Here is a 25,942-nt window from a genome sequence, read left to right as displayed (position 1 = left end):
GCCTCTCTGGACGGTCTTAAAGGTTGTCTTGGTCAACACCCGAGCCTAGCAGTCGGATCAGGCCTCGTAGAGCTCCAACGGGAGGCCGTCGGGATCGAAGAAGAACAGCATCTTCCGCGAAGTGTGGGGGTCGATCCGGACGTCTTCGACGCGGACACCCAGCTCCACCAGACGGGCGTGGCCGGCGTCGACGTCGTCGACCGCGAAGGCGAGGTGCCGCAGTCCGAGCGCTTCGGGTCCGGATGCGCGCGCCGGCGGGTCCGGGAAGGAGAACAGCTCGATGAGGTATTCACCGTTCAGGGCGAGGTCGCCCATCCAGGAGTCGCGCTCGGCCCGGTACACCTCGGTGAGCAGCTCGCAGCCGAGCACCGAGGTGTAGAAGCGCTTCGAGCGCTCGTAGTCGCTGGCGATGATCGCGATGTGGTGCACGCGCTTCAGCGGCAGGGCCGGACCGGTCTCGTCGCTCATCGTCACCGCGGGTTGATCTGCGAGATCTTGCCGAGCAGGCCGTTGATGAAGCCGGCCGAGTCGTCGGTCGACAGCGTCTTGGCCGCCTCGACTGCTTCGTCGATGGCGACGCCGTGCGGCACCTCGTCGTTGAACAGGATCTCCCAGATCGCGATCCGGAGGATGGCCCGGTCGACCGTGGGCATCCGCGCGAGCGTCCAGCCCTGCGCGTACGTCTCGATCTGTTCGTCGATCTCCTCGGCGTGGTCACCGACGCCGTCGACGATCTCCCGCGCGTACAACCAGGAGGCCTGGCGGTCGGGCTCGCTGACAGCGCGAGACGCTTCTGCGGACAGGACTTCAGCGAGGGTCTGCTGACGGACGTCGGCCTGGTACAGCAGATCGAGGGCGCGCTTGCGCGCCTTGGTACGAGCGCTCACTCGTTGACGCGACCGAGGTAGTCACCGGTGCGGGTGTCGACCTTGACCTTGGTGCCGGTCTCGAGGAAGAGCGGGACCTGGATCTCGTAGCCGGTCTCGACGGTCGCCGGCTTCGTGCCACCGGTCGAGCGGTCGCCCTGGAGCCCCGGTTCCGTGTAGGTGACCTCGAGGATGACCGACGCGGGGAGCTCGACGTACAGCGGGTTGCCGTTGTTGAGCGCGACCGTGACGTCCTGGTTCTCGAGGAGGAAGTTTTTGGTGTCGCCGACGACGACGGCGGGGATGGTGATCTGGTCGTAGTCGCTCTTGTCCATGAAGACGAAGGAGTCGCCGTCCGCATACAGGTAGGTGAAGTCGCGGCGGTCGACGTTCTCGACGTCGATCTTCGTGCCGGCGTTGTACGTCTTGTCGACGACCTTGCCGGTCATGATGTTCTTCATCTTGGTGCGGACGAACGCGCCACCCTTGCCCGGCTTGACGTGCTGGAACTCGATCACCGTCCAGAGCTGCCCGTCGATGTTCAGGACGATGCCGTTCTTGATGTCAGCGGTAGAAGCCATGCGCGAGAATGTCCGTTCGTGGAAAGTGTGCGGCCGGATACGACCCAACGAACGAGTGTAACCGCTGCGAGGACCCCTGACCAACGCGCCCGTGGTGGATCAGCGCGCCGCGCACGTCACTCGGCGCTGCGGCGCACCACGAGGTCGAGGGCGAGGCGGTACGAGTCGAAGCCGAAACCGGCGATCACGCCGGTCGCGACACCGGAGATCACGCTCGTGTGACGGAAGGCTTCGCGGGCGTGCGGATTCGAGAGGTGTACCTCGACGAGCAGGAGGCCAGCCTTCGTGACCATGGCCGCAGCGTCGCGGAGCCCGTAGCTGTAGTGGGTGAACGCCGCGGGGTTGAGGATCACGGACGTGCCGGCGTCGACGGCCTCGTGGAGCCAGCCGATCAGCTCGCCCTCGTCGTCCGTCTGACGCAGGTCGATCCGCGTCCCGTCGCCCGCGTCGGCCTCGAGCATGGTGCGCAGCGCTTCGAGGTCGGCCGAGCCGTAGACGTCGGGTTCACGGCTGCCGAGGCGTCCGAGGTTCGGTCCGTTGAGGACGAGCACGGTGGTCATGAGTCGAGGGTATCCGTTCGGGACGAGCGCTCGCGGAGCGCACCGGCGTCGGTCAGGAGCCGATCTCCTGGTATGCGGCGAAGAGCAGCGAGGTCTCGGGCCCCTGGAGCACGGTCGGCTTGGCGAGGTCGTCGAGCACGATGAACCGCAACATCGAACCACGCGTCTTCTTGTCGCGCTGCATCGTCGCGAGCAGCGTGTTCCAGCGGCCAACCGGATAGGCGATCGGCAGGCTGAGCAGCTCCAGGACACGACGGTGGCGGTCGACGACTTCGTCCGACAGTCGGCCGGCGAGGCGGGACAGCTCGGCGACGTACATCATGCCGATCGCCACCGCGGCACCGTGTCGCCACTGGTACCGCTCGGCGTGCTCGATGGCGTGCCCCAGCGTGTGCCCGTAGTTGAGGATCTCGCGGAGGCCCTGCTCGGTGAAGTCCTCGCTGACGACGTCGGCCTTCATCCGGATCGCGAGCTCGATGCAGCGGCGGAAGGCGGGCGTGTCGGGGTCGGTCGCGGCGTCGACGTCGGCCTCGATAAGGTCGAGGATCTCCGGGTAGCGGATGAACCCGGCCTTGGCCACCTCGGCGAATCCAGCGAGGATCTCGTTCTTCGGGAGGGTGTCGAGCGTGTCGAGATCGCAGACGACGGCGGCCGGGGCGTAGAAGGCGCCGACGAGGTTCTTGCCTTCCGCGGTGTTGATGCCCGTCTTGCCGCCCACGGCCGCGTCGACCATGCCGAGGACCGTCGTGGGGACCTGCACGAGCCGGACGCCCCGCAGCCAGGTGGCGGCGACGAAGCCGGCGAGGTCGGTGACCGCGCCACCGCCGAACCCGATGACCGCGTCGGAGCGCGTGAAGTCGGCCTGCCCGAGGACTCCCCAGCAGAACGCGGCGACCTCGACCCGTTTCCCGGCCTCGGCGTCCGGCACCTCGGCGAGCAGCACCTGGTACCGGTCGCTCAGGGTCTCGCGCAGTTTGGCCGCCTTCTCGCCCAGCGTCGCCGGGTGGACGATGAGGACCCGCTGCACGCCGGTCCCGAGGGCGTCGACGAGCACGTCCTCCAGCCCTCTCCCGATCGTGATGGGGTACGGCGAGGATCCCGTCACCTCGATGACGGTCCGCTCGGTCGGGGTGGTCGGTTCGGTGCTCATGCAGGCTCCTTCACCCAGGCGACGAGCTCGTCGACGATGCCTGAGATGGGTCGGTGCGAGGTGTCGAAGGTGACATCCGCGAGTCGTTCGTACACGGGACGCCGTGCGGCGGCGATGCGCGACCACGCGCCGGGGTCGTCGCGGAGGAGCGGACGCTTGTCGAGGTTGGCCCGCGCCAGCACGGCCTCCTCGGTGACCGTCAGCAGCACGACGCGTGCATCGGCGAGTTCACGTTGCGTGTCCTCGTCGAGGACCGCTCCCCCGCCGAGCGACACGATCGCCGGCTGCTCGAGCGCGGCGGCGACCGCCGCCCGCTCCAGGGCACGGAAGTGCGCCTCGCCGTGTTGCTCGAAGATGCGCGCGATCGCGCCGTGCTCGCCGGACACGACGTTGTCGGTGTCGACGAACGGCAGTCCCAGGCGCTTCGCCAACTGCTTGCCGACCCGGCTCTTCCCCGACCCCATCGGTCCGATGAGGACGACGGGGAGTCGGAGATCGACGGCCTGCTCAGGCATCGGCGCTGGAGGCGTGGTCGCCTCGCGTGCGCAGGTTCGACGGGATCGCTGCCAGGTATCCGTCGAGGTTGCGCTTCGTCTCGGGGACGGAGTCGCCACCGAACTTCTCGAGGACCGCTTCGGCGAGGACCAGGGCCACCATCGCCTCGGCCACGACACCGGAGGCCGGGACCGCGCAGACGTCCGAGCGCTGGTGGTGCGCGGTGGCGGCCTCGCTCGTCGCGACGTCGACCGTGCGGAGCGAGTGCGGGACGGTCGCGATCGGCTTCATGCCGGCACGGACGCGGAGGACCGTACCGGTGGTCATGCCACCCTCGGTGCCACCGGCGCGGTCGCTCTGTCGGGCGATGCCGTCGCTCTCCTGGACGAGCTCGTCGTGGGCCGCGGAACCGCGACGCGTCGTCGTGAGGAAGCCGTCGCCGACCTCCACACCCTTGATGGCCTGGATACCCATGAGCGCTGCTGCGAGCCGTGCGTCGAGTCGTCGGTCCCAGTGGACGTAGGAGCCGAGCCCCGGCGGGAGCCCGTAGGCCAAGACCTCCACGATGCCGCCGAGGGTGTCGCCGTCCTTCTTGGCCGCGTCGACCTCGGCGACCATGCGCTCCGAGGTCGCCTTGTCGAAGCAGCGCAACGGATCGGCGTCGAGCGCGTCGACGTCGGCCGGGACCGGCAGCGGGCTGTCTTCGGGAACGCGCACCGGGCCGATCGACAGCGTGTGGCTGACGAGGGTGATGCCCAGCTCGCCGAGGAAGGAGCGCGCGACGGCACCGAGGGCCACGCGCGCAGCGGTCTCGCGTGCGCTGGCGCGTTCGAGCACGGGACGCGCCTCGTCGAAGCCGTACTTCTGCATGCCCGTCAGGTCGGCGTGACCGGGACGCGGACGGGTGAGCGCGGCGCTGCGGCCACGCGACTTGTCGGAGATCTCGGTCGGCTCGGGGCTCATGACCTCGGCCCACTTCGGCCACTCGGTGTTGCCGATGCGGATCGCGATCGGGCTGCCCATGGAGAAGCCGTGGCGGACGCCGCCGGACAGGTTGAGCTCGTCCTCTTCGAACTTCATGCGGGATCCTCGGCCGTAGCCGAGCTTCCGTCGGGCGAGGTCGGCGCGGACGCCGTCCATGGAGATGGGGACGCCGGACGGGAGTCCCTCGAGGACGGCGATGAGTTCCGGGCCGTGAGACTCTCCGGCAGTGAGCCAACGAAGCATGGTCCTATCCTTCCATAGAGCCGGGACGCGACCGTGCGCCTTCGGTCGACGGCCCGGCGGGTGTACAGGTGGGACGGATGCGTCTCGAGCGGTCAGTGCGAGGCGACCGGCGCCCCGGTGTGATCGAGGTGGACCGTGTCGAGCATCGCCCCGAGCACCGTCGTCTCGTCCTCGAGCGGCAGGAGCGGATCGCCGAGGACGAAGATCCGGACCTGGAGGAACGCCTGGTGCACGAGCATCGACAGCCCGCTGAGGACCGACCCGCCGGCCTGCGACCACGCCTCCGCGAGCACACTCGGCCACGGGTCGTACGCGACGTCGAGGAGGAGCGCGCCTGGAGCATGGGACAGGACCGGACCCGGTTCGGTGAGGGCGCCGCCGGGAAGGGTGCTGATCACGAGTGGTGCGTCAGGCGTCTCACCGTCGAGCGGCCCTGAGGCGAACCGCAGCCCCAGCCGGCCGGCGAGGTCCTCGAGTGGTCGCGCCTGAGCTGGTCGTCGGAGCGCCACGTGGACGTGCTCGGCACCGAGGTCCGCCGCCGCCATGATCGCCGAGGAGGCCGTGGCTCCCCCGCCCAGGACGACGGCGGACGCGATCGTGTCGACGCCGGCCGCCACGATCGCACGGACGATGCCGCCGACGTCGGTGTTGAACCCCTCGATCCGACGGGATCCATCCTCGGCTCGGCGGAGACGCAGCGTGTTGACCGCCCCGGTCTCGGTTGCGGCGCGATCGGCCACGTCGGCCAGCTCGAGCGCGCGATGCTTCAGGGGCATGGTCAGCGAGAGCCCCCGCCAGTCAGAGCCGAGGTCGTCGAGGAAGGCCGACAGGCCGGCCGCCTCGAGTTCGTGGCGACCGTAGTCCCAGTCGAGCCCCAGCACCCGGTACGCGGCCTCGTGCAGTGCCGGGGACTTGGAGTGGGCGATGGGCGCGCCGAGCACGGCGAGCCGCGGCTGCCGGCCCTGGCCGTGACCCGGCCCTGTTCCACTCATGTGCGCCACGCTCCCGCTACTGGTACTCGGGGTGCTCGTCCATCCAGGACAGCCACTTGTCGACCGCGGCCTCGTGCTCCTCCTGGGTGGTGGAGAAGATCGTCTCGCCGGAGTCGAGGTTCCAGGTGACGAAGTAGAGCCAGGGTCCGTCGGCCGGGTGCAGCGCGGCGTCGATCGCGAGGTCGCCCGGGTTCGAGATGGGTCGCACGACCATGCCCGGGTGGACGTAGGTGTTGTACGGGTTCGAAGCGTCGGCGCGCTCGGCGTCCGTGGTCGACACCCGGTGGGTGTTGCCCGTCCCGTACGCGACCGTGGCGTCGGACTGCAGCAGACCGCTCTCCCACTGGGCCGGGTCCAGCCGGTTGAGGAAGACCCGCGACACCTTGTAGTAGTCGTCGCGGAGGCCCGCCTCCTTCTGGATGAGCGAGGCCAGGACGATGGTCTTCCAACGGTCCTCGGGCTTCACACCGGCGTCGTCGAGCGCCTGGAACGACCGGTTCACGAGGGTCTGGAGGACCGCGTGCGCATCGCCGCCGTCGGGGAGGCTGTAGGTCGCCGGGAAGAGGAACCCCTCGAGCGAGGTCGCCTCGGCGGGGAGGCCGAAGGACGCGACGTCGGCGGCCGCCGCCTGGAGTTCCTCCAGCGGGATGCCGGTGCCCTCCGCGATCGACGGCAGGGCGTCCTGCTCAGCGGTGCCCTCGGGGATGACGAAGGTGTCCTCCATGCGGTTCGCCTCGTCGGTCAGGGCCGCGAGGGCGGACTCTGCGCTCATCTTGAGCTTCAGCTTGTAGGCGCCCGGGAAGAACTCCGGCTGGGTGGGCTGTGCGAGGAGGAGGTCGTAGAAGGCGTCGAACGACTTCGTGACCCCCGCGTCGTGCAGGCTCGTCGCGATGTCCTCGCCGATGTCGCCCTCGTTGACCATGACGACGGCCTCGCCGCTGCCGGCACCCTCGTAGTCGTTCGGTTCCTCCCAGCCGAGGACCTTGCGGATCTGCGGCTCGTAACTCGTCCACACGACCGCGGCGCACGCGACGAGACCCCCGACGACGACGATCGACACGATGAGCGCGATGAGCCCGCGACGGCCACGTCGGCGCTTCGGCGGTTCCCCGCCGGCCAGCGCACGACGGCGCCCCCGATGGATCGGCTGCGGCCCGCTGTCGTTCGCCGTGTCGTCCTCAGCGAGCAGGTCCTCGAACGCGGGGATGGTCGTGGTCCTGGCCCGGGACGCTGAGGACTCGGTGTCGTCCGGCTCGGGCGCACGTGAGGTCGGCCCGCTCACGGGTGTGTCGCTCTCTGCCGGCTCGCTGACGCCGGAGTCACCCGACGACGCAGCGGTCGAGGGGGCGTCGACCGATGAGGCGTCGACCGACGCGGCGCCGGTCGGGGCCGGTGCGGCCGTGTCGCTCGCGGCGTCTTCATCGACGGGCTCGGGCGGCGTCGAGGCGGCTTCCGCGGCCTCACGCTGCTGACGTGCTTGGCGTCGGGACAATGGCACCGGCTGCTCCCCCGGGGCGTTCCGTTCGGACGTGAAGAGGTCGGCGAGCGGATCGTCTGCTGGGTTGTTCTGAGGTGTCAGATTCGACACAGGCACGTCCTGTTCACGGGTCGACGGGGCTTCCGGGGGGTCGCCCCGAACCGCGTTCGGCGTCGAGGGCGTACTGCAAGAGTATGACGGCCGCCACCTGATCGACAATCGAGCGGGTCTGCTTCTGTCGTTTCCCAGCGGAGCGCAAGGCGCTGTGGGCGGTCACCGTCGTCAGCCGCTCGTCGACGAGACGGGCCGGGACACCGGTGATCGACCTGAGCCGGGCCGCGAACTCCCGGGCGTCCTGCGTGGACGCCGTGTCCTTTCCCGACAGGGCGATCGGGAGACCGACGACGAGCTCCACCGCGCCGAGTTCTTCGGCGATGACTGCGATCGCCCGGATGTCGGCGTCGCCGCCGAGGTCCCGTGGGACCGTCTCCACCGGCGTGGCCAACAGGCCGTCGGGATCGCTTCTCGCGACTCCGACCCTGGCCTTCCCGACGTCGATCCCGAGTCGGACTCCGCGACGGAACCCGTCCGTCATGTCAGGCGATCTCGCGGGCGATCGCCGCGAGGGCGTCGCCGAGCGCGGTGGCGTCGACGCCGCCACCCTGTGCGAGGTCGTCCTTCCCGCCACCGTTGCCGCCGAGGACACCGGCCGCGAGCCGGACGAGGACGCCTGCCTTGAGTCCGGCGTCGCGGGCACCCTGGTTCGTCGCGACGACGATCGCGGGCTTCCCGCCGACGACCGCGCCCAGGGCGACGACCGCCGGGCTCGCGCCGAGCTGCTCGCGGAGCTGCGTGACGAGCGTCCTGACGTCGTTCGGTGACCCGAGCTCGCCCAGGTGCTCGGCGACGAGCGACACCGGGCCGACGCGGTGAGCGGTCAGGGCCAGAGCCGGGAGACGTTCGCTCAGCCCACGGGCTTCGAACGCGGCGATCTTCTTCTCAGCGGCCTTGAGGTTCGCGACAAGTTCGGCGATGCGGTCGGGCAGCTGCTCCTTCGGCGTCTTGAGGCTGCCGGAGAGCTGTGACACGAGCGCCCGCTCGGCGGCGAGGTCGCGGAAGGCCTCGAGTCCGACGAGCGACTCCACCCGACGGTTCGTCGAGCCGACGGACGACTCGCTGACGAGGTTGATCAACCCGATCTCGGCGCTGGAGCTGACGTGCGTGCCCGCACACAGCTCACGCGACCACGGCCCGCCGATGTCGACGACGCGGACGGTCTCGCCGTACTTCTCGCCGAACAGCGCCATGGCGCCGAGCGCCTTCGCGTCGTCGAGCGCCATCTCGCGGGTGCTCACCTGCAGGTTGTCGCGGATGGCGTTGTTGGAGATCTCTTCGATCTCCGACTTCGTCGCCGGTGACAGCGGCTGGTTCCAGGTGAAGTCGAGCCGCAGATACCCGGCCTTGTTCGACGAACCGGACTGGTGGGCACTGTCGCCCAACACCTGTCGCAGGGCGGCGTGGATGATGTGCGTGCCGGAGTGCGCCTGCTGCGCGCCGCGGCGGTAGCTCGCGTCGACGATGGTCGTCGCCGGTGCGTCCACGCCGACCTCGCCCTGGCTCACCTGCACCTTGTGCGCGATGAGTCCCTTGACCGGCTTCTGGACGTCGAGCACCTCGAGCTCGTATCCGGGACCGACGATGACGCCCTGGTCGGCCTCCTGCCCGCCGGACTCGGCGTACAGCGAGGTCTCCGCCAGGATCACTTCGGCGATGTCACCGGCGACGGCGCGCTGCACCGGGTGTCCGCCCACGATGATGCCGAGGATGCGGCTCTCGGTCTCGAGCTCGGTGTAGCCGGTGAACACGGTCTCGCCTTTGGCGCGGATGTCGCTGTAGACCGAGAGGTCGGCGAGGACGCTCTTCTTCGCCTTCGCGTCGGCCTTCGCCCGCTGGCGCTGCGCGGTCATGAGCGAATCGAACGCGTCGCGATCGACGGAGAGGCCGGCCTCCTCCGCGATCTCGAGGGTCAGGTCGATGGGGAACCCATAGGTGTCGTGCAGCAGGAACGCGGAGTCGCCGGCGAGGGCCGTCCGACCCGTGCCCTTGGTCTGCTCGAGCGCGAGGTCGAGGATGGTCGTTCCGCTGGCCAGCGTCCGGAGGAAGGTCTCCTCCTCGGCGTAGGCGCTCTGCGAGATCCGGCCGAAGTCGGTCTCGACCTCGGGGTAGGCCGCCTTCATGGCGTCGCGCGACGCGGAGAACAGCTCGGGGAACGTCGCGGTGTCGACGCCGAGGAGGCGCATCGCACGGACGGTCCGTCGCATGAGGCGGCGGAGGATGTACCCGCGTCCCTCGTTCGACGGGGTGATGCCGTCGCTCATGAGCATGAGCGAGGAACGCACGTGGTCGGCGATGACGCGCATCCGGACGTCGTCGTCGTGGTCGGCACCGTAGCGACGGCCGCTCAACTCGGCGGCGCGATCGAGGACCGGGCGCACCTGGTCGATCTCGTACATGTTCTCGACGCCCTGCTTGAGGAAGGCGACCCGCTCGAGCCCCATGCCGGTGTCGATGTTCTTCTTCGGGAGTTCGCCGACGATGTCGAAGTCGACCTTGCCGCGGACGTTCTCGATCAGGTACTGCATGAAGACGAGGTTCCAGATCTCGACGTACCGGTCGTCGTCGGTCGCCGGGCCGCCGTCGGCTCCGTACGCGGGACCGCGGTCGAAGAAGATCTCCGAGCACGGGCCGGCCGGTCCGGGCTGACCCGTCGACCAGTAGTTCGTGTCCTTGTCGAGCCGCTGGATGCGGTGCTCAGGGAGCCCTGCGACGCGCTTCCAGAGGTCGATCGCTTCGTCGTCGTCCTTGTACACGGTGACCCAGAGGTCCTTCTCGTCGAAGGCGAGGCCGCCGCTCGACTCACTGCCGGTCAGGAGCTCCCACGCGTAGGTGATCGCCCCCTCCTTGAAGTAGTCGCCGAAGGAGAAGTTGCCGTTCATCTGGAAGAAGGTGCCGTGCCGGGGCGTCTTGCCCACCTCTTCGATGTCGTTGGTGCGGATGCACTTCTGGACGCTCGTGGCGCGATCGAACGGCGCGGGGACGACGCCGGTGAGGTACGGCACGAACGGCACCATGCCGGCGACCGTGAAGAGGAGCGAGGGGTCGTCGCTGACGAGGGAGGCGGAGGGGACGACGGTGTGCCCCCGATCGCCGAAGAAGGTGAGCCAGCGGGAGCGGATGTCAGCGGTGTCCATGGTGTCCGTACGTCAGGGGTGTGCGTGTCGATGTTCGTGCGCTGCGGCGATGCCCGTCCGGGCGTGCCGCTACGGCTTGGTGAGGTCTTCTGCGGCGTCCTCGACGCGCGCGACGACGGACTCAGCCGTGTCGCGCAGCTGCGCCTCGCGCTCCTTGTAGGCGTCGCCGACGGTGTCGGTGAACTCCCTGACGCGTGAGTCCAGCTCGGAGAAGAACCGCTTGCCGGACTGTGTCTTGTTGATCTCGTGGGCGACGACGAAGCCGGCGCCGATGCCGACGATCAGCCAGAACACGTTCTTCATGGGGAACTCCTCATCTGCGGTGCGACCACCCGGGCGTCGCCGGGCGTACCAAGCATCCATCGTAGTCGAGCGCGGTGGACCGATGGCGTCGTACAACGACGAAGAGGCACCGGCCGGAGCCGATGCCTCTTCGTGCGGTGCCCGGAGCCGGGCCGCAGTCCTAGCGGGCTGCGTAGTACTCGACGACGAGCTGCACTTCACAGGTCACAGGGACCTCGGCGCGCTTCGGGCGACGCTCGAGACGTGCCTGGAGCTTGTCGAGCTCGACCGAGAGGTACGCGGGCACCTTCGGCAGGACGTCGACGTGACCGCCGGCAGCGGCGACCTGGAAGGGCTCGGTGCCCTCGGAGCGCGGCTTGACGTGGATGAGCTGGCCCGGCTTCACGCGGAAGGACGGGCGGTCGACGAGCTGGCCGTCGACCATGATGTGGCGGTGCACGACCATCTGGCGAGCCTGAGCCGTGGTGCGGGCGAAACCGGAGCGGAGGACGAGCGCGTCGAGACGGGTCTCGAGGATCTCGACGAGGTTCTCACCCGTCAGGCCCTGGGTGCGACGTGCCTCCTGGAAGGCGATCTTGAGCTGGGCCTCGCGGATGCCGTACTGGGCGCGCAGACGCTGCTTCTCGCGCAGACGGACGGCGTAGTCGCTGTCGGCCTTGCGCTTGCTGCGGCCGTGCTCACCGGGAGCGTAGGGACGCTTCTCGAGGTACTTGGCGGCCTTCGGGGTGAGGGCGATGCCGAGTGCCCGCGAGAGGCGGGTCTTGCTGCGGGTACGTGACTTGGTAGACACGGTTTCCTTTCGATGAAGTCTCAAACGATGAATGACCGGCGCGAAGACGCGTCGGTGATCCGGAATCACACCGGACAAAGTCAGAGGGGTCCGCCGGGGCTGTTCGGCTACAGAACACGCCCGTCGAACACGGTGATCGAGCAGCCGCGCAGTCACACCGGTTCTAGGCGGATCCATACTAGCACGACGTGCCCCGGTCGCCGGGCCGCCGCGGCCCGACGTTCACTCGCTTCGGACGATCTTCCGGAGTTTGTCCAACCGTGCCGAGATGTCGCGTTCGTGGCCGTGGTCGGTGGGCTGGTAGTACCGGACGTCGCGGAGCTCGTCGGGAAGGTACTGCTGGGCGACGACGCCGATCGGGTGGTCGTGCGGGTAGCGGTAGCCCTTGCCGTGTCCGAGGCGCTTGGCGCCCGCGTAGTGGGCGTCGCGCATCGGCTTCGGCACACGTCCGAAGGCTCCAGCCCTGACGTCGGCGATGGCCTGGTCGATGGCGACGTAGGCCGCGTTCGACTTGGCGGCGGTGGCCAGGTACACCACGGCCTCGGCCAGCGGGATGCGACCCTCGGGCATGCCGATGAACTGGACGGCGTCGGCGGCCGCCACGGCGATGGGCAGCGCCTGCGGGTCGGCGATGCCGATGTCCTCGGCCGCGGAGATGATGATGCGGCGGGCGATGAAGCGCGGGTCCTCCCCCGCCTCGATCATCCGAGCGAGGTAGTGCAGCGCGGCGTCAACGTCGGATCCGCGGATGCTCTTGATGAACGCGCTGATGACGTCGTAGTGCTCGTCGCCGTTGCGGTCGTATCGGAGCAGGGCGCGGTCGACCGCCTGCGAGACGAGCTCATCGGTGATGACGGGACCGCGGGGCGCCCGCGTCGCGGTGTCGGAGTCCACCCCGTCTTCGTCGTCTTCATCATCCTCATCGCCGACGTCGAGGAGGCCCGCGTCGTCGAGATCGAGCTCGTCGGGGTCGACCGGAGCGCCGAGATCGGAGTCGGCGGCGATCGCGGCCGCCTCCAACGCCGTCAGAGCTCGTCGGGCATCGCCGGAGGACAACTGGATGATCGCGGCGCGGGCCTCCGGCGTCACGGTGAAGCGACCGGCCAGGCCGCGCGGGTCGGTCACGGCGCGGTCGATGAGGATGCCGAGGTCGTCGTCGCTCAGCTGTTCGAGCGTGAGGAGCAGCGAACGCGACAGCAGCGGGGAGATGACGGAGAACGACGGGTTCTCGGTCGTCGCGGCGACCAGGATGACCCAGCCGTTCTCCACGCCGGGGAGCAGGGCGTCCTGCTGCGCCTTCGTGAACCGGTGGATCTCGTCGAGGAAGAGGACGGTCGAGCTGCCGTAGAGGTCGCGGCTCGACATCGCCTCCTCCATGACCTGCCGGACGTCCTTGACGCCCGCCGTCACGGCCGAGAGCTCGACGAACCGGCGGCCGGAACTGTGCGCGATGGCCTGCGCCAGCGTCGTCTTCCCGGTGCCCGGTGGGCCCCAGAGGATGACGGACACGGCCGCCTGCGTCCCCTCGTTGTCGCTCGCCAGGCGGACGAGCGGCGAGCCGGGACGGAGCAGGTGCTGCTGGCCGGCGACCTCCTCGAGGCTGCGGGGCCGCATGCGCACGGCGAGCGGTACCGGTGCGCCGGCGATGCCGGGTCCTCGACTGAACATTCCACCAGGCTAGCCGCAGCCTGCGACACGCGGACCCGCTGCAGAACGGGGTCGCCGCCGTCGTGCGTCGTTTGGTCCGCGCGGAGCGCTCCCCGTAAGGTTCTCCTGGGCAGTCCGCCGCGGGCGTGGTGCCAGATGACAGCGCGATGCCGCCGCTCGGCCGACGGCACCTGGAGGGAACGACGTGGCAACGAGCAAGGGTCCGGACAAAGAGGCACGCGCAGCACGCGCACGACTGCGCGCCTACAACGCCCGGCGCACCGTGCACGAGCACCGCTCGAAGCGCCGCGTCCGCGACAACGTGATCGCCGCTGCGGCGCTCGTCGTCATCCTGGCCGGTGCCACGGCTGCGCAGGTGTTCTTCTTCGCCGGCGGTCCGGGCACCCCGGTCGCGACGCCCACCGCTTCCGCCGAGGCCGGGGCCTGCGGTGTCACCGGGGCCACCGACGGCGCGAACACCGGCGAAGTCCCCGCGAGCACGATCGCCGAGGACCGCGACTGGAGCGGTGAGATGACGATCAACGACGTCGTCATGAACCTCACCCTCGACGGCGCCTGCGCGCCGCAGGGTGTCTCCTCCTTCATCTCCCTCGCCCAGTCCGGCTTCTACGACGGCGTCACCTGCCACCGCCTCACGACGAGCGGCATCTACGTCCTGCAGTGCGGCGACCCCGACGGCACCGGCACCGGCGGCCCCGGGTACAGCTACGGCCCGGTCGAGAACGCACCGACGGACGACGTCTACCCGGCCGGCACCATCGCCATGGCGCGCCAGGGCGGGAACGGCTACAGCAACGGTTCGCAGTTCTTCCTCGTGTACCAGGACTCCACCATCCCGTCCGACGCCGCCGGCGGCTACACCGTGCTCGGCCAGATCACGAGTGGTCTCGACCAGCTCGTCTCGGGCGTCGTGTCCGGCGGCGTCGCGGACGGCAGCGGTGACGGTGCTCCAGCGGTCCCGGCCACCATCACCTCGGTGACGGTCCAGTAGCGCGTGCAGTAACCTGCACCAGACGGAACCGACCGGCGCAAGCGGTCGCCCCGAGCAGGACTCGGGGTAATAGGCTTGTGGATCGATCACGATCGCCACGAACGGCGGTCAACACACAGCAAGGGTGATGCGCGTGACCAGTCCAGAGATCGAACCGTGGGGTCGTGTCGACGACGACGGCACCGTCTACGTCCGTGAGGCCGACGGTGAACGAGCGGTCGGACAGTACCCCGACGGTTCCAAGGAGGAGGCGCTCGCGTACTTCGAGCGCAAGTTCACGGACCTCGCCGGACAGGTGACGCTCCTCGAGCAGCGCGCGAAGCGCGGTGCACCGGCGACGGACGTCGCGAAGGCTGTGAAGTCGATCACCAAGCAGGTCGAGTCCGCCAACGCGGTCGGCAACCTCCAGGCGCTCCTGACCCGCCTCGCGGCGCTCGACGGCACCGTGAGCGAGCTGACCGAGGCGCAGAGCCAGGAGACCAAGGCAGCCCTCGAGGAAGCGGCACGTGCGCGTCTCGCGATCGTCGAGGAAGCTGAGCAGCTCGCGCAGCAGGATCCGGCACGGGTGCAGTGGAAGCAGACCTCGGCGCGTCTCGACGAACTCTTCGCCGAGTGGCAGCGCCAGCAGCACGACGGACCTCGTCTCGCGAAGAACGACGCCAACGACCTCTGGAAGCGGTTCCGGACGGCGCGCGCGACGATCGAGCAGCACCGTCGTGCGTTCTACACGGAGCTGGACTCGGTCCACAAGGAAGCACGCGCGATCAAGCAGAAGCTCGTCGAGCGCGCCGAGGCCCTCATCGCCAAGGGCGCCGAGGGCATCCCCGCCTACCGCAGCCTGCTCGACGAGTGGAAGGCCTCCCCGCGTGCCGGGAAGCGCCAGGACGACGCGCTCTGGGCGAAGTTCAAGGCCGCGGGCGACGCGATCTACGGCGCGAAGGCCGAGATCGACGCGCGCGACAACGAGGAGTTCCAGGGCAACCTTGATCTGAAGCTCGCGGTGTTGGCGGATGCAGAGCCGATCCTCGCCGACACGAACCGGGACTCGGCGCGCAAGGCGCTCACCGACATCCAGCGTCGGTGGGACGAGATCGGCAAGGTCCCGCGCGAGCAGGTCCGCGTCGTCGAAGACCGTCTCCGCAAGATCGAGACCCACGTCAAGCAGCTCGAGGACGAGCACTGGAAGCGCAACAACCCCGAGACGAAGGCGCGGACCGAGGGGCTCGCGAGCCAGCTCGCCGACGCCATCGCCAAGCTCGAGGACGAGGTCGAGGCGGCACGAGCCTCCGGTGACGCCGACCGGCTCACCGCGGCCATCGAGGCGCTGGATGCACGCAAGGCGTGGCTCGGAGCGATCCGCTAGGCGGATCCGCTCCACCAACCGCGTGACGGTCGCGGTTCTCCACAGATCCGTCGACGATCCTCCTGCTGCCGGACGGCTGCAGGAGGATCGTCGTATGTCCACGGCACTCCAGACGTCCTCCCCCACCGAGCCCCGCTGCACGATGGATCCCTCGGCCTCCACGAGCCGCCTCCCCGCCTACCTCCAGCCACCTGAGCTCTCCGTCGCCGAGCTCGCCGCCGCGCGGCTCGACGGCGAGCTCTTCGCCTTCGAAGACGGCTACTGCAGTGTCGACGAACCCGACACCGTCAGGCTGCGCGCGGCGGTCCTCGAACAGCTGCCCGGGCTGACCGGCGCGGTCATCGCCGAGACGAGTGCCGCCTGGCTGCACGGCGCGGCGCTCATCGCACCGAGGGTCCACACGGGCTTCGTGTCGATGGAACGGCGAAGCGCGCGTTGGCCCCGGTTGCGTCTGCGTCAGGTGTCACTCCGCGCGGACGACAGCGAGCGGTGCGGCGCACTGCGGGTCACGACCCCCACGCGCACGGTCGCGGATCTGGCACGGCGCACCGGGGCCGACGCGGAGGAGGCCATGTCGACGATCCGCAACTACTTCCTGCTCGGGCTCACCAGCCCTGAGGAGGTCGTCGCATGGGTCCGCTCCGTCCCGCGGGTCCTCGGCGGCACACGGATCGTCCGTGTCGTGTCGAGTGCCACCGAGGTGATGCTCCCCGGCCTCGAGCCGACTCGGAGTGAACTGGCGTCCTGGTCGCTCCCGCTCAGCCGCCGTTGACCCGGTAGACGTCGTAGACGGTGTCGATCCGCCGGACCGCGTTCAGCACGCGGTCGAGGTGGGTGGTGTCGCCCATCTCGAACACGAAGCGGCTGATGGCCAGGCGGTCGCTCGAGGTGTTCACCGTCGCCGACAGGATGTTGACGTGGTACTCGGACAGCACCCGCGTCACATCCGACAACAGTCCGGCTCGATCGAGCGCCTCGACCTGGATCTGGACGAGGAACACGCTCTTCGACGACGGCGCCCACTCCACGTCGATCATGCGCTCGGGCTCCTGCAGGAGTCCCTGGACGTTGTGGCAGTCCGAACGGTGGACGGAGACGCCGGAGCCTCGCGTGACGAACCCGACGATCTCATCACCCGGGACCGGGGTACAGCACTTCGCGAGCTTGACCAGGATGTCGGGAGCACCGAGCACGAGGACCCCGGAGTCGCTGTTCTGCAGCCGCTCACGGCGGCTCCCGCGGACCGGGACGGTGTACTCGGCGTGCTCGCTGTCGGCGTCCTTCTGCAGGAGCGCGACGACCTTCTCGAGCACGGACTGCGTCGAGACGTGGCCCTCGCCGACGGCTGCGTAGAGCGCCGTGACGTCCTCGTAGCGCAGCTGCGCCGCGACCTCGGCGAACGAGTCCTGGTTCATGAGCTTCTGGAGCGGCAGGTTCTGCTTGCGCATCGCCCGCGCGATCGCGTCACGGCCCTGCTCGATGGCCTCGTCGCGTCGCTCCTTCGTGAACCACTGGCGGATCTTGTTCCGCGCCCGTGGGCTCTTGACGAAGTTCAACCAGTCCTGGCTCGGACCGGAGTCGGGGTTCTTCGAGGTGAAGACCTCCACCACGTCGCCGGTGTTGAGCGAACTCTCCAGCGGCACGAGCCGCCCGTTGACCCGGGCGCCCATCGTCCGGTGGCCGACCTCCGTGTGGACGGCGTAGGCGAAGTCCACCGGCGTCGCGCCGGCGGGCAGGCCGACGACACGCCCCTTCGGGGTGAAGACGTAGACCTCCTTCGCGCCGATCTCGAAGCGCAACGAGTCGAGGAACTCCCCCGGGTCCGCCGTCTCCGCCTGCCAGTCGGAGATGTGCGCGAGCCAGGCCATCGAGCTGTCGGGCTCGGCGGAGGACGCGGTCTTCCCGCTGTTCATCCGCTCTTTGTACTTCCAGTGCGCGGCGACACCGAACTCGGCCCGCTGGTGCATCTCGTTCGTGCGGATCTGGATCTCGACGGGCTTCCCGCCCGGTCCGACGACGGTGGTGTGCAGCGACTGGTACAGGTTGAACTTCGGCGTGGCGATGTAGTCCTTGAAGCGCCCCGGGACGGGCGTCCACCGTGCGTGGATCGACCCGAGGACCGCGTAGCAGTCGCGCAGCGAGTTGACGAGGACACGGATGCCGACGAGGTCGTAGATGTCGTCGAACTCGCGGCCGCGGACGACCATCTTCTGGTAGATCGAGTAGTACTGCTTCGGGCGACCGGCGACCTTGCCGCGGATCTTCTGCGCCTTGAGGTCCTCGTTCACCGCGTCGATGACGTGCTGCACGTACTCCTCGCGCTGCGGTGTCCGCTGCTTGACGAGCGATTCGATCTCGGCGTAGAGCTTCGGGTACAACACGGCGAAGGACAGGTCTTCGAGCTCCCACTTGATCGCCTGGATCCCGAGGCGGTGCGCGAGTGGTGCGTAGATCTCGAGGGTCTCCGTGGCCTTCTTCGCCGCCTTCTCGGCCGGGACGAATCCCCAGGTCCGGGCGTTGTGCAGCCGGTCGGCGAGCTTGATGATGAGGACGCGGATGTCCTTCGACATCGCGACGATCATCTTCCGGACCGTCTCGGCCTGCGCGCTGTCGCCGTACTTGACCTTGTCGAGCTTCGTGACGCCGTCGACGAGCATGGCGACCTCGTCGCCGAAGTCCGCATGGAGTTGGTCGAGCGAGTAGTCCGTGTCTTCGACGGTGTCGTGGAGGAGGGCGGCGACGATCGTCTTCGGTCCGATGCCGAGGTCGGCCAGGATCTGGGAGACGGCGACCGGGTGCGTGATGTACGGCTCGCCGCTCTGGCGCTTCTGGCCGGAGTGGGCCCGCTCGGCGACCGTGTACGCACGTTCGATGAGCGCCAGGTCGGCCTTGGGATGGTGCTGCCGCACCGTCCGCATCAGGGTGTCGACGGCGCCGGCCGGCTGCGCCTTCGAGAAGATCCGTGGGACGAGACGGCGCAGGGAGGCCGTCGAGGATGTCGTGGTGTCCGCCATCTCAGGCCTCCCTGCGCTCGTGCACGCGGTTGTCGGTCGCTGTCAGGGTCAACGCGCCAGCGGCGCGTCTGCTTCCGTGCGTTCGCCCTCGGCGTCATCCGAGGTGTGAGCGCGCTCGCGCGCCTGCAGCACGCGCTTGTCGTGCTTGGCGATGCGGGGCTCGTTGTGCCGGAAGTTCGCGTAGAGCGGTGCGGCGACGAAGATCGTCGAGTACGTGCCGACGAGGATACCGACGAGCAGAGCGAGCGAGATGTCGCGCAGCGTGTCGGCACCGAGGACGAAGGCCCCGAAGAACAGGATCGCCGCGACCGGGAGCGCCGCCACAACGCCGGTGTTGATCGAGCGCACCAGGGTCTGGTTGACCGCGAGGTTGACCGACTCCCCGAACGTCCGGGCCGCGCCGTCGGCGTCGAGCGTCGTGTTCTCGCGGATCTTGTCGAACACCACGACGGTGTCGTACAGCGAGAATCCGAGGATGGTGAGGAATCCGATCATGGCGGCCGGTGTGATCTCCCAACCCGTCGCGGCGTAGACACCAGCCGTGATGATGAGGTCGTGCATGAGGGAGAGCAGCGCGGCCGCGGACATCTTCCAGGTGCGGAAGTACAGCGCCATGAGGATCGCCGCGAGCACGAGGAACACGATGAGGCCGACGATCGCCTGCTTGGAGACGTCCTGACCCCATGACGGGCCGATGAACGAACTCGTGATGTCGGACTGTTCGACGCCGTAGGCCTCGGCCAAGGCAGCCGACACCTGCTGAGTGACCTTGTCGTTCTTCAGCTGGTCGGTCTGCACGCGGACCGAGTTGCCGCCCACGACGGTCACGTGGGTGGTCGCGCCGCTGACGACGGACGCGACCGCGTCTTCAGCCAGCGTCTGATCGGTGCTCTTGACGTCGGCGATCTGGAATTGCGAACCACCGCGGAACTCGATGCCGAAGTTGAATCCGCCCTTGACGACCGGGATCAACACCGAGAGGACGACCGCGACGATGGCGATCGTGTACCAGATCTTGCGCTTGCCGACGAAGTCGTAGGAGCGCTTCCCGGTGTAGAGCTCGTTTCCGAACCGTGCGAACGCACCCATCAGGAGTCCTTCCCATCGGTCGGCAGATCGTCTGCTCTGGTGTCGGAGCCGCCTCCGACGAGGGCCGCCTGCTTGCGCTCGGCGATCGTCTGGCGCTTGGCCGCCTCACGGCTGCTGGACGCGGCCTTGGCGCCGGGCACCGACACGGGCTTCCGGAACTCTGCACGACCGCGGTAGATGGCGCCGAGCGCCGACGGGTCGAGACCGGTGAACGGCTTGCCGCTGTTGAAGAGCTTCGTCTGGCCAAGGAGCTGCATCATCGGGTGCGTGAACAGCAGCACGACGATGACGTCGATGATCGTGGTGACGCCGAGGGTGAGGGCGAAGCCGCGGACGTTGCCGATCGCGAGGACGTACAGCACCACGGCGGACAGGAGGTTGACACCCTTCGCCGCGTAGATGGTGCGCTTGGCGCGCTTCCAGCCGGCTTCGACGGCGGACTCCAGACCGCGGCCGTCGCGGAGTTCGTCCTTGATGCGTTCGAAGTACACGATGAACGAGTCCGCGGTGAAACCGATGGCGACGATGAGGCCCGCTATCCCGGCGAGAGAGAGCCGGAAGCCCTGACGCCAGGACATCAGCAGGATCACCACATACGTGAGCACCGCGGCCGCGACGAGCGAGGCGATGGTCACTGTGCCGAGGAGCCGGTACTGGAACAGCGTGTAGATGACGACCAGGATGAGCCCGATGAGACCGGCGATGAGGCCGCTCTCCAGCTGCGTCGAACCGAGGGTCGCCGAGATGGTGTCCTGGCTCTGCACGACGAAGCTGATCGGCAGGGCGCCGAACTTGAGCTGGTCGGCGAGGGTCTTGGCGGACTCCTCGGTGAAGGAGCCGCTGATCTCCGGCTTGCCGTCAGAGATGACGGCGAGCGACTGCGGTGCTGAGATGACGTTGCCGTCGAGCACGATCGCGAACTGGTTCTGCGGGCTCTGCAGCGAGGTCAGGCGGCCGGTGACGTCGGCGAAGAGCGCGGTGCCCTTCTCGTTGAAGACCGGGTACACCGCCCACTCGCCCGTGCTGGCACCCGACGACGTCGTCTTGATGCCGGCGCTCGCGTCGGACAGGTCTTCTCCGGACACCTCGACCGGGCCGAGGACGTACTTGAAGGTGCCGTCGACGTCGCACGTGATGAGCGGGTCGGCAGCGGGAGCGGCGGTGGCGTCGAGTGAATCCGCGTTCGCGGCGCAGTCGTAGGCCTGGAAGGCGGCGTACAGTGCGGGCGTCACTTGCGACAGGTCGCTCGCGTTCGTCGGCGACGCGGTCGGCGTGCTCTCGAGGCCCGGATCCGGCGTCGGATAGGGGGTCGAGGCACCGTCTTCACCGATGAAGGTGTTGGACGGCTGACCGGGAGTCAGCTGCTGCGAGGTGAGGACCGGACGGAACTCGAGCTTCGCGGAGCTCTCGATGCGGTTCAGCGTCGCTTCGTCGGGGGTACCCGGGATCGAGACGACGACGTTCTGACCCTGCGTCGTGATCTCCGCCTCCGAGACGCCGGACGCGTCGACGCGCTGGCGGATGATCGCCACGGCCTGGTTCAGCTGCTCGTTGGAGACCGTCTGGCCGGACTCCAGCTTCGGCGCGAGGATGATCTGGGTGCCACCCTCGAGGTCGAGGGCCAGCTTGGGCGCCCAAGAGCTGTTCCCCCAGAGGACCCCGGCCGCGTTGATCGCGAACAAACCGATGAGGATTACGCCAAGCCAGGTGAGCGAACGCCACGCTTTCTTGACCGGAGTCGACTTTGCCAAACTCGGAACTCAGCTTTCTCTGCCGGCGGTGGCACGACGGCCACCGCCCGGGAAGGGGTTGGGACTAGTCGTCGCTCTTCTGCGGCTTCGAGGTGTCCTCGACGCGCTGGCCGAATTCGGGCTTGGAGAGGTCGAGCGAGGAGGCGTCGTCGGGGATCGACTCGACGACGGGGGTCTCCTCAGCGGTCTCGGCGACCGTCGGTGCGACGACCGCACCCGCGTAGCGGGGGTCGATGGTGACGATGACGCCGGGGGCGATCTCGACATCGGCCTTGCGGGAGTCGCGGTCCATCGAGATGAGGGTGCCGTAGACGCCGAAGCCGGTGAGCACCTCGGCGCCGGGGACGAGCTTCTGCTCCGTCACCGCGGCTTGCTTCTTCCGCTTGTTGTTGCTCACCATCATGAACACGATCATGACGCCGGCGAGGCCGAACAGGACGAGGGTCATTGCATCCACGATGGGAACCTTCCAGAGGAGATTGAGGGCGGGAGACGTTGGGAACGCACCGCCAAAGGGAAATTATAGGCCATCGAGGGTCGAGCCATGCTGAGAAGGTGTTCTGCCGAAGTGCCGCCAGGCGGCCGGGGTCGCCACGCGGCCCCGTGGCGTGCGCGTGATGAGGCCGATCCGGACGAGGAACGGCTCGACGACGGACTCGATCGTCTCCGCTTCCTCGCCGACCGAGACCGCGAGTGTGCTGAGCCCGACCGGGCCTCCGGCGAAGCGGTCGAGCATGCCTTCCATGACCGATCGGTCGAGTCGGTCGAGACCGAGGGCGTCGACGTCGTAGAGCTCGAGCGCGGCCTGGACGGTCTCCAGGTCGGCGCGGCCACCGTGCACGAGCGCGTAGTCCCTGACCCGGCGGAGAAGTCGGTTCGCGATGCGCGGCGTACCCCGACAGCGTCCGGCGATCTCGGCGACGGCCCGACCGTCGATGTCGAGCCCGAGCATGTCGGCGGTGCGGTGCAGCACCTGCTGCAGTTCCGGCTCGTCGTAGAACTCGAGATGGGCGGTGAACCCGAAGCGGTCGCGGAGCGGGTTCGGCAGCAGACCGGAGCGGGTGGTCGCCCCGACCAGGGTGAACGGTGCCAGCTCGAGGGGAATGCTCGTCGCGCCGGCGCCCTTGCCCACCATGATGTCGATGCGGAAGTCCTCCATGGCGAGGTACAACATCTCCTCGGCAGGGCGGGCCATGCGGTGGATCTCGTCGATGAAGAGGACCTCACCCGGGGTCAGCGACGATAGGACGGCGGCGAGGTCGCCGGCGTGCTGGATGGCCGGACCGCTCGTGAGCCGGAGCGGTTTCCCGGTCTCGTGCGCGACGATCATCGCGAGGGTCGTCTTGCCGAGTCCAGGAGGGCCGGCCAGCAGGATGTGGTCCGGGGTGCGGTTCTGCATCCCGGCGGCCGTGATCAGGAGTTGCAACTGACCGCGGGCCTTGGACTGACCGACGAACTCGGAGAGCGACCGCGGACGGAGCGCCCCCTCGAACGCCAGTTCCGCGTCGGACTCGGCGGCGGGATTGGTGAGGTCTTCTGGAGCGTCCGTCACGAGGTACGGCCTCCGGCGTGCGCCGGGCCGAGTCTGCCGAGGGCCAGGCGGATGAGCGACGGCACGGTCGAGAGGTCGTCCGCACTTGCGGAGGCGGAGGCCTCCACGACCGCCTGCGTCGCCGTCTTCTCCGGCCAACCGAGCCCGATGAGCGCCGTCACGACCTGATCGGCGATCGCGGCCGCGTTCACGGTGGTCGCCGGAGCTTCAGGCGTCGTCCTGGTGACGCGGAGCTTGCCGGCGAGCGAGACGGTGATGAGCTTCGCCGTCTTCGGCCCGATCCCGGAGACCTTTCGGAACGGGGCGTCGTCGTCCGCGGAGATGGCGGCGGCGATCTGCTCCGGCGTCAACGCCTCCAGGACGCCGAGTGCCGACTTCGGGCCGACCCCGGTGACGCTCACCAGGAGCTCGAACACGGACAGCTCCTCAGCGGATCGGAACCCGAACAGGGAGAGCGAGTCCTCCCGCACGATCAGTGTCGTCGAGAGGAGTGCTTCGGTGCCGACCCGGAGTGAGAGCGCATGGGCCGGCGTGACCTGGACGGCGAATCCGACTCCGCCCACCTCGATCACGACGAGGTTGCCGACCGCGCTCAGGACGGTGCCGCGGAGGGAGGAGATCATGCTTCCAGCCTAGGGCTCCGCGCTGCCCGGGCCCGGACGGCCGCCTCGCGCGGAGCGCCGCCGCGTTCCGCAGCAGCCCAGGCACGCTGGGCCGGGGTGAGTGCTCCACTCCCCTGCGGCGGTGCGCCGACGGGTGTCGCAGCAGTCGACACGACTGGTCGCCAGGCGTGGCAGATCGCGAGCGCGAGCGCATCAGCGGCGTCAGCGGGCTTCGGGAGTTCGTCGAGACCGAGGATCCGCGCGACCATGGTCTGCACCTGGAGCTTGTCCGCCCGGCCGTATCCGGTCACCGCGGCCTTGACCTCGCTCGGGGTGTGCAGGCCGACGGGGATCCCGTTCGCGGCCGCAGCGTGCAGGGCGAGCCCACTCGCCTGAGCGGTGCCCATGACGGTCCGGACGTTGTGTTGCGCGAACACCCGCTCGACGGCCATCGCGGTCGGCGAGGTGCGCTCGATCGCCTCGGCGATGCCCTGCGCGATCATGAGGAGTCGCTGCTCGAGCGGGGCGTGCGCGTCCGTCCGGATGACGCCGTACTCGACCATCGTGGCCTGCCGTCCCGGCAGGACGTCGACGACCCCCACCCCGCATCGGGTCAGGCCGGGATCGATGCCGAGGACGCGCAGAGTCATGTTCCGACCCTAAGCGCGGGCGATGCGCCGAGCACTCCGCGAGGGCGGAGTGTCGTACATCCGTTCGAACGAGCTTCGCTCGGCACGCGTGCCGGACTACTCGTCGTCGGCCTCCAGTTCGGCCTGCACCTCGGGGGTGAGGTCGAAGTTGCTGTAGATGTTCTGGACGTCGTCGTTGTCCTCGAGGGCGTCGATCAGCTTGAAGACCTTGCGCGCCGTGTCGGCGTCGATCTCGACCTTGAGGTTCGGGACGAAGGCGACGTCGGCGGAGTCGTAGTCGATACCGGCCTCTTGCAGGGCGGTCCGGGTCGCGACCATGTCGCTCGGCTCGGTGACGACCTCGAAGGTCTCGCCCTCGGTGTTCACCTCTTCTGCGCCCGCATCGAGGACGGCGCCGAGGACGTCGTCCTCGGTGGTCCCCTCGGCCTGGACGACGATGAGGCCCTTGCGCTGGAAGTTGTAGGCGACGGAGCCCGGGTCGGCCATGGTGCCGCCGTTGCGGGACATCAGCGTCCGGACATCGGCTGCTGCACGGTTCTTGTTGTCGGTGAGGCACTCGACGAGCAGGGCGACGCCGTTCGGACCGTAGCCCTCGTACATGATCGTGGTGTAGTCGACGACCTCACCGGTGAGGCCGGCACCGCGCTTGACGGCGCGGTCGATGTTGTCGTTCGGGACCGAGGTCTTCTTCGCCTTCTGGATGGCGTCCTGCAGCGTCGGGTTGCCCGCGAGGTCTGCGCCGCCCATCTTGGCCGCGACCTCGATGTTCTTGATGAGCTTGGCGAACGACTTCGCGCGACGGCCGTCGATGACCGCCTTCTTGTGCTTGGTCGTCGCCCACTTGGAGTGTCCGGACATGTGCTCCCTAACTGCGTGAAAAGAACCTGACCAGTCTAGGCCAGCGGCCCGGAACTCGCGATCACGCCGGGACGGGTGGCGGGAGCAGGCAACGGTGCCTCAGCGGGATCGCTCGACCTTGTCGAGGAAGTAGGCGTGGAACCGGGTGTCGCCCGTGACCTCGGGGTGGAATGACGTGCCGAGGAGGTTCCCCTGCTCGACGGCGACCATCCGACCGTCGGGCAGTGAGGCGAGTGGTGTCACCGCCGGTCCGGCGGCCTCGACCACCGGCGCGCGGATGAACACCGCGTGCACGGGCGGGTCGCCGAGGACCGGGATCGAGAGGTCCGTCTCGAAGGAGTCGAGCTGCGACCCGAAGGCGTTGCGCCGGACGGAGACGTCGAGCCCGCCGAGACTCTGCTGGCCGGCGATCCCGTCGAGGATCCGGTCGGCCAGGAGGATGAGTCCGGCGCAGGTGCCGTACACGGGCAACCCGGCGGTGATCGCTTCGCGTAACGGTCCGGCGAGGTCGAAGGAGCGAGCGAGCTTGTCCATCACGCTCGACTCCCCGCCGGGGAGGACCAGTCCGTCGATGCCGGTCAGTTCCGAGGGACGCCTGATGAGGCTGACGTCCGCCCCGAGGCCGGTGAGGACGGCCGCATGCTCGCGGAAGTCCCCTTGCAGGGCGAGGACGCCGACGCGCGCCGACCCGGTCACGACGTCACCTGGTTCA

The 25,942-nt window shown here is 68.8% G+C and carries 26 protein-coding genes; 3 read left to right on the top strand and 23 right to left on the bottom strand.

Annotated features, from left to right (window positions below; all coding sequences use genetic code 11):
- Window positions 1-57: 57 nt before the first annotated feature.
- From ITJ66_RS11195 to ITJ66_RS11130, 14 genes are all read right to left on the bottom strand, one after another.
- A complete protein-coding gene (locus ITJ66_RS11195) occupies window positions 58-468 on the bottom strand; it encodes a VOC family protein (RefSeq protein WP_194644832.1) in 411 nt (136 codons plus the stop codon).
- A gap of 2 nt (window positions 469-470) precedes the next feature.
- Window positions 471-887, bottom strand: coding sequence for a transcription antitermination factor NusB (nusB, locus tag ITJ66_RS11190; protein WP_064293834.1), 417 nt, complete (start codon window positions 885-887; stop codon window positions 471-473).
- Complete coding sequence (gene efp / locus ITJ66_RS11185) at window positions 884-1,447, bottom strand: elongation factor P (RefSeq protein ID WP_056005785.1); 564 nt, start codon at window positions 1,445-1,447, stop codon at window positions 884-886. The genes nusB and efp overlap by 4 nt, the downstream gene beginning before the upstream one ends.
- Window positions 1,448-1,563: 116 nt before the next feature.
- Complete coding sequence (locus ITJ66_RS11180) at window positions 1,564-2,007, bottom strand: type II 3-dehydroquinate dehydratase (protein WP_194644610.1); 444 nt, start codon at window positions 2,005-2,007, stop codon at window positions 1,564-1,566.
- 52 nt (window positions 2,008-2,059) lie between these two features.
- Window positions 2,060-3,157: a 3-dehydroquinate synthase gene (gene aroB / locus ITJ66_RS11175; RefSeq protein ID WP_079705926.1), complete on the bottom strand. Its 1,098-nt coding sequence runs from the start codon at window positions 3,155-3,157 to the stop codon at window positions 2,060-2,062.
- Window positions 3,154-3,672, bottom strand: coding sequence for a shikimate kinase (locus ITJ66_RS11170; protein WP_194644609.1), 519 nt, complete (start codon window positions 3,670-3,672; stop codon window positions 3,154-3,156). The genes aroB and ITJ66_RS11170 overlap by 4 nt, the downstream gene beginning before the upstream one ends.
- Window positions 3,665-4,879, bottom strand: a complete 1,215-nt coding sequence (gene aroC / locus ITJ66_RS11165; protein WP_064293830.1) for a chorismate synthase — start codon at window positions 4,877-4,879, stop codon at window positions 3,665-3,667. Before aroC ends, ITJ66_RS11170 begins: the two co-directional genes overlap by 8 nt.
- A gap of 92 nt (window positions 4,880-4,971) precedes the next feature.
- The gene (locus ITJ66_RS11160; protein ID WP_194644608.1) at window positions 4,972-5,871 is read right to left on the bottom strand and encodes a shikimate dehydrogenase; all 900 of its coding nucleotides are present in this window, start codon (window positions 5,869-5,871) and stop codon (window positions 4,972-4,974) included.
- Between the two features lie 16 nt (window positions 5,872-5,887).
- The gene (gene mltG, locus ITJ66_RS11155) at window positions 5,888-7,459 is read right to left on the bottom strand and encodes an endolytic transglycosylase MltG (RefSeq protein WP_370582620.1); all 1,572 of its coding nucleotides are present in this window, start codon (window positions 7,457-7,459) and stop codon (window positions 5,888-5,890) included.
- Window positions 7,460-7,472: 13 nt separating this feature from the next.
- Window positions 7,473-7,943: a Holliday junction resolvase RuvX gene (ruvX, locus tag ITJ66_RS11150; protein WP_138947071.1), complete on the bottom strand. Its 471-nt coding sequence runs from the start codon at window positions 7,941-7,943 to the stop codon at window positions 7,473-7,475.
- 1 nt (window position 7,944) lies between these two features.
- Window positions 7,945-10,599 carry an alanine--tRNA ligase gene (gene alaS / locus ITJ66_RS11145; RefSeq protein WP_194644607.1) on the bottom strand — a complete coding sequence of 885 codons (2,655 nt, stop codon included), beginning with the start codon at window positions 10,597-10,599 and terminating at the stop codon, window positions 7,945-7,947.
- 69 nt (window positions 10,600-10,668) lie between these two features.
- The gene (locus ITJ66_RS11140; protein WP_079002498.1) at window positions 10,669-10,902 is read right to left on the bottom strand and encodes a hypothetical protein; all 234 of its coding nucleotides are present in this window, start codon (window positions 10,900-10,902) and stop codon (window positions 10,669-10,671) included.
- 160 nt (window positions 10,903-11,062) lie between these two features.
- Window positions 11,063-11,692 carry a 30S ribosomal protein S4 gene (gene rpsD / locus ITJ66_RS11135; protein WP_137241687.1) on the bottom strand — a complete coding sequence of 210 codons (630 nt, stop codon included), beginning with the start codon at window positions 11,690-11,692 and terminating at the stop codon, window positions 11,063-11,065.
- A 222-nt stretch (window positions 11,693-11,914) separates the two neighbouring features.
- A complete protein-coding gene (locus ITJ66_RS11130) occupies window positions 11,915-13,360 on the bottom strand; it encodes a replication-associated recombination protein A (protein ID WP_194644606.1) in 1,446 nt (481 codons plus the stop codon).
- Window positions 13,361-13,544: 184 nt separating this feature from the next.
- Here ITJ66_RS11130 and ITJ66_RS11125 point away from each other — a divergent pair, with 184 nt between their 5' ends.
- From ITJ66_RS11125 to ITJ66_RS11115, 3 genes are all read left to right on the top strand, one after another.
- Window positions 13,545-14,351 carry a peptidylprolyl isomerase gene (locus ITJ66_RS11125; protein WP_079705920.1) on the top strand — a complete coding sequence of 269 codons (807 nt, stop codon included), beginning with the start codon at window positions 13,545-13,547 and terminating at the stop codon, window positions 14,349-14,351.
- 133 nt (window positions 14,352-14,484) lie between these two features.
- Window positions 14,485-15,714, top strand: a complete 1,230-nt coding sequence (locus tag ITJ66_RS11120; protein WP_369808437.1) for a DUF349 domain-containing protein — start codon at window positions 14,485-14,487, stop codon at window positions 15,712-15,714.
- Between the two features lie 94 nt (window positions 15,715-15,808).
- A complete protein-coding gene (locus ITJ66_RS11115; protein ID WP_194644605.1) occupies window positions 15,809-16,486 on the top strand; it encodes a hypothetical protein in 678 nt (225 codons plus the stop codon).
- Here ITJ66_RS11115 and ITJ66_RS11110 read toward each other — a convergent pair.
- From ITJ66_RS11110 to pdxT, 9 genes are all read right to left on the bottom strand, one after another.
- Window positions 16,473-18,728, bottom strand: a complete 2,256-nt coding sequence (locus tag ITJ66_RS11110; protein WP_079705918.1) for a bifunctional (p)ppGpp synthetase/guanosine-3',5'-bis(diphosphate) 3'-pyrophosphohydrolase — start codon at window positions 18,726-18,728, stop codon at window positions 16,473-16,475. The two genes, ITJ66_RS11115 and ITJ66_RS11110, sit on opposite strands and share 14 nt — an antisense overlap.
- Window positions 18,729-18,776: 48 nt before the next feature.
- Window positions 18,777-19,817, bottom strand: coding sequence for a protein translocase subunit SecF (gene secF / locus ITJ66_RS11105; RefSeq protein ID WP_194644604.1), 1,041 nt, complete (start codon window positions 19,815-19,817; stop codon window positions 18,777-18,779).
- The gene (gene secD, locus ITJ66_RS11100) at window positions 19,817-21,568 is read right to left on the bottom strand and encodes a protein translocase subunit SecD (RefSeq protein WP_064293819.1); all 1,752 of its coding nucleotides are present in this window, start codon (window positions 21,566-21,568) and stop codon (window positions 19,817-19,819) included. Before secD ends, secF begins: the two co-directional genes overlap by 1 nt.
- Before the next feature lie 64 nt (window positions 21,569-21,632).
- Entirely contained in the window at window positions 21,633-22,016 is a 384-nt protein-coding gene (gene yajC, locus ITJ66_RS11095) for a preprotein translocase subunit YajC (protein ID WP_194644603.1), read from the bottom strand.
- Between the two features lie 72 nt (window positions 22,017-22,088).
- Entirely contained in the window at window positions 22,089-23,120 is a 1,032-nt protein-coding gene (gene ruvB, locus ITJ66_RS11090; protein WP_079705916.1) for a Holliday junction branch migration DNA helicase RuvB, read from the bottom strand.
- The gene (gene ruvA / locus ITJ66_RS11085; RefSeq protein WP_064293816.1) at window positions 23,117-23,743 is read right to left on the bottom strand and encodes a Holliday junction branch migration protein RuvA; all 627 of its coding nucleotides are present in this window, start codon (window positions 23,741-23,743) and stop codon (window positions 23,117-23,119) included. Before ruvA ends, ruvB begins: the two co-directional genes overlap by 4 nt.
- Complete coding sequence (gene ruvC, locus ITJ66_RS11080; protein ID WP_064293815.1) at window positions 23,740-24,372, bottom strand: crossover junction endodeoxyribonuclease RuvC; 633 nt, start codon at window positions 24,370-24,372, stop codon at window positions 23,740-23,742. The genes ruvA and ruvC overlap by 4 nt, the downstream gene beginning before the upstream one ends.
- 96 nt (window positions 24,373-24,468) lie before the next feature.
- Entirely contained in the window at window positions 24,469-25,230 is a 762-nt protein-coding gene (locus tag ITJ66_RS11075; protein WP_079705914.1) for a YebC/PmpR family DNA-binding transcriptional regulator, read from the bottom strand.
- A gap of 99 nt (window positions 25,231-25,329) precedes the next feature.
- Entirely contained in the window at window positions 25,330-25,926 is a 597-nt protein-coding gene (pdxT, locus tag ITJ66_RS11070) for a pyridoxal 5'-phosphate synthase glutaminase subunit PdxT (RefSeq protein WP_137241690.1), read from the bottom strand.
- Window positions 25,927-25,942 lie beyond the last annotated feature (16 nt).

This window comes from Plantibacter sp. VKM Ac-2885, from assembly GCF_015351205.1.
Taxonomy (GTDB): Bacteria; Actinomycetota; Actinomycetes; order Actinomycetales; family Microbacteriaceae; genus Plantibacter; species Plantibacter auratus.
Note: the sequence above shows the minus strand (reverse complement) of the source record. Positions and strands in the feature narration are given on the sequence as shown.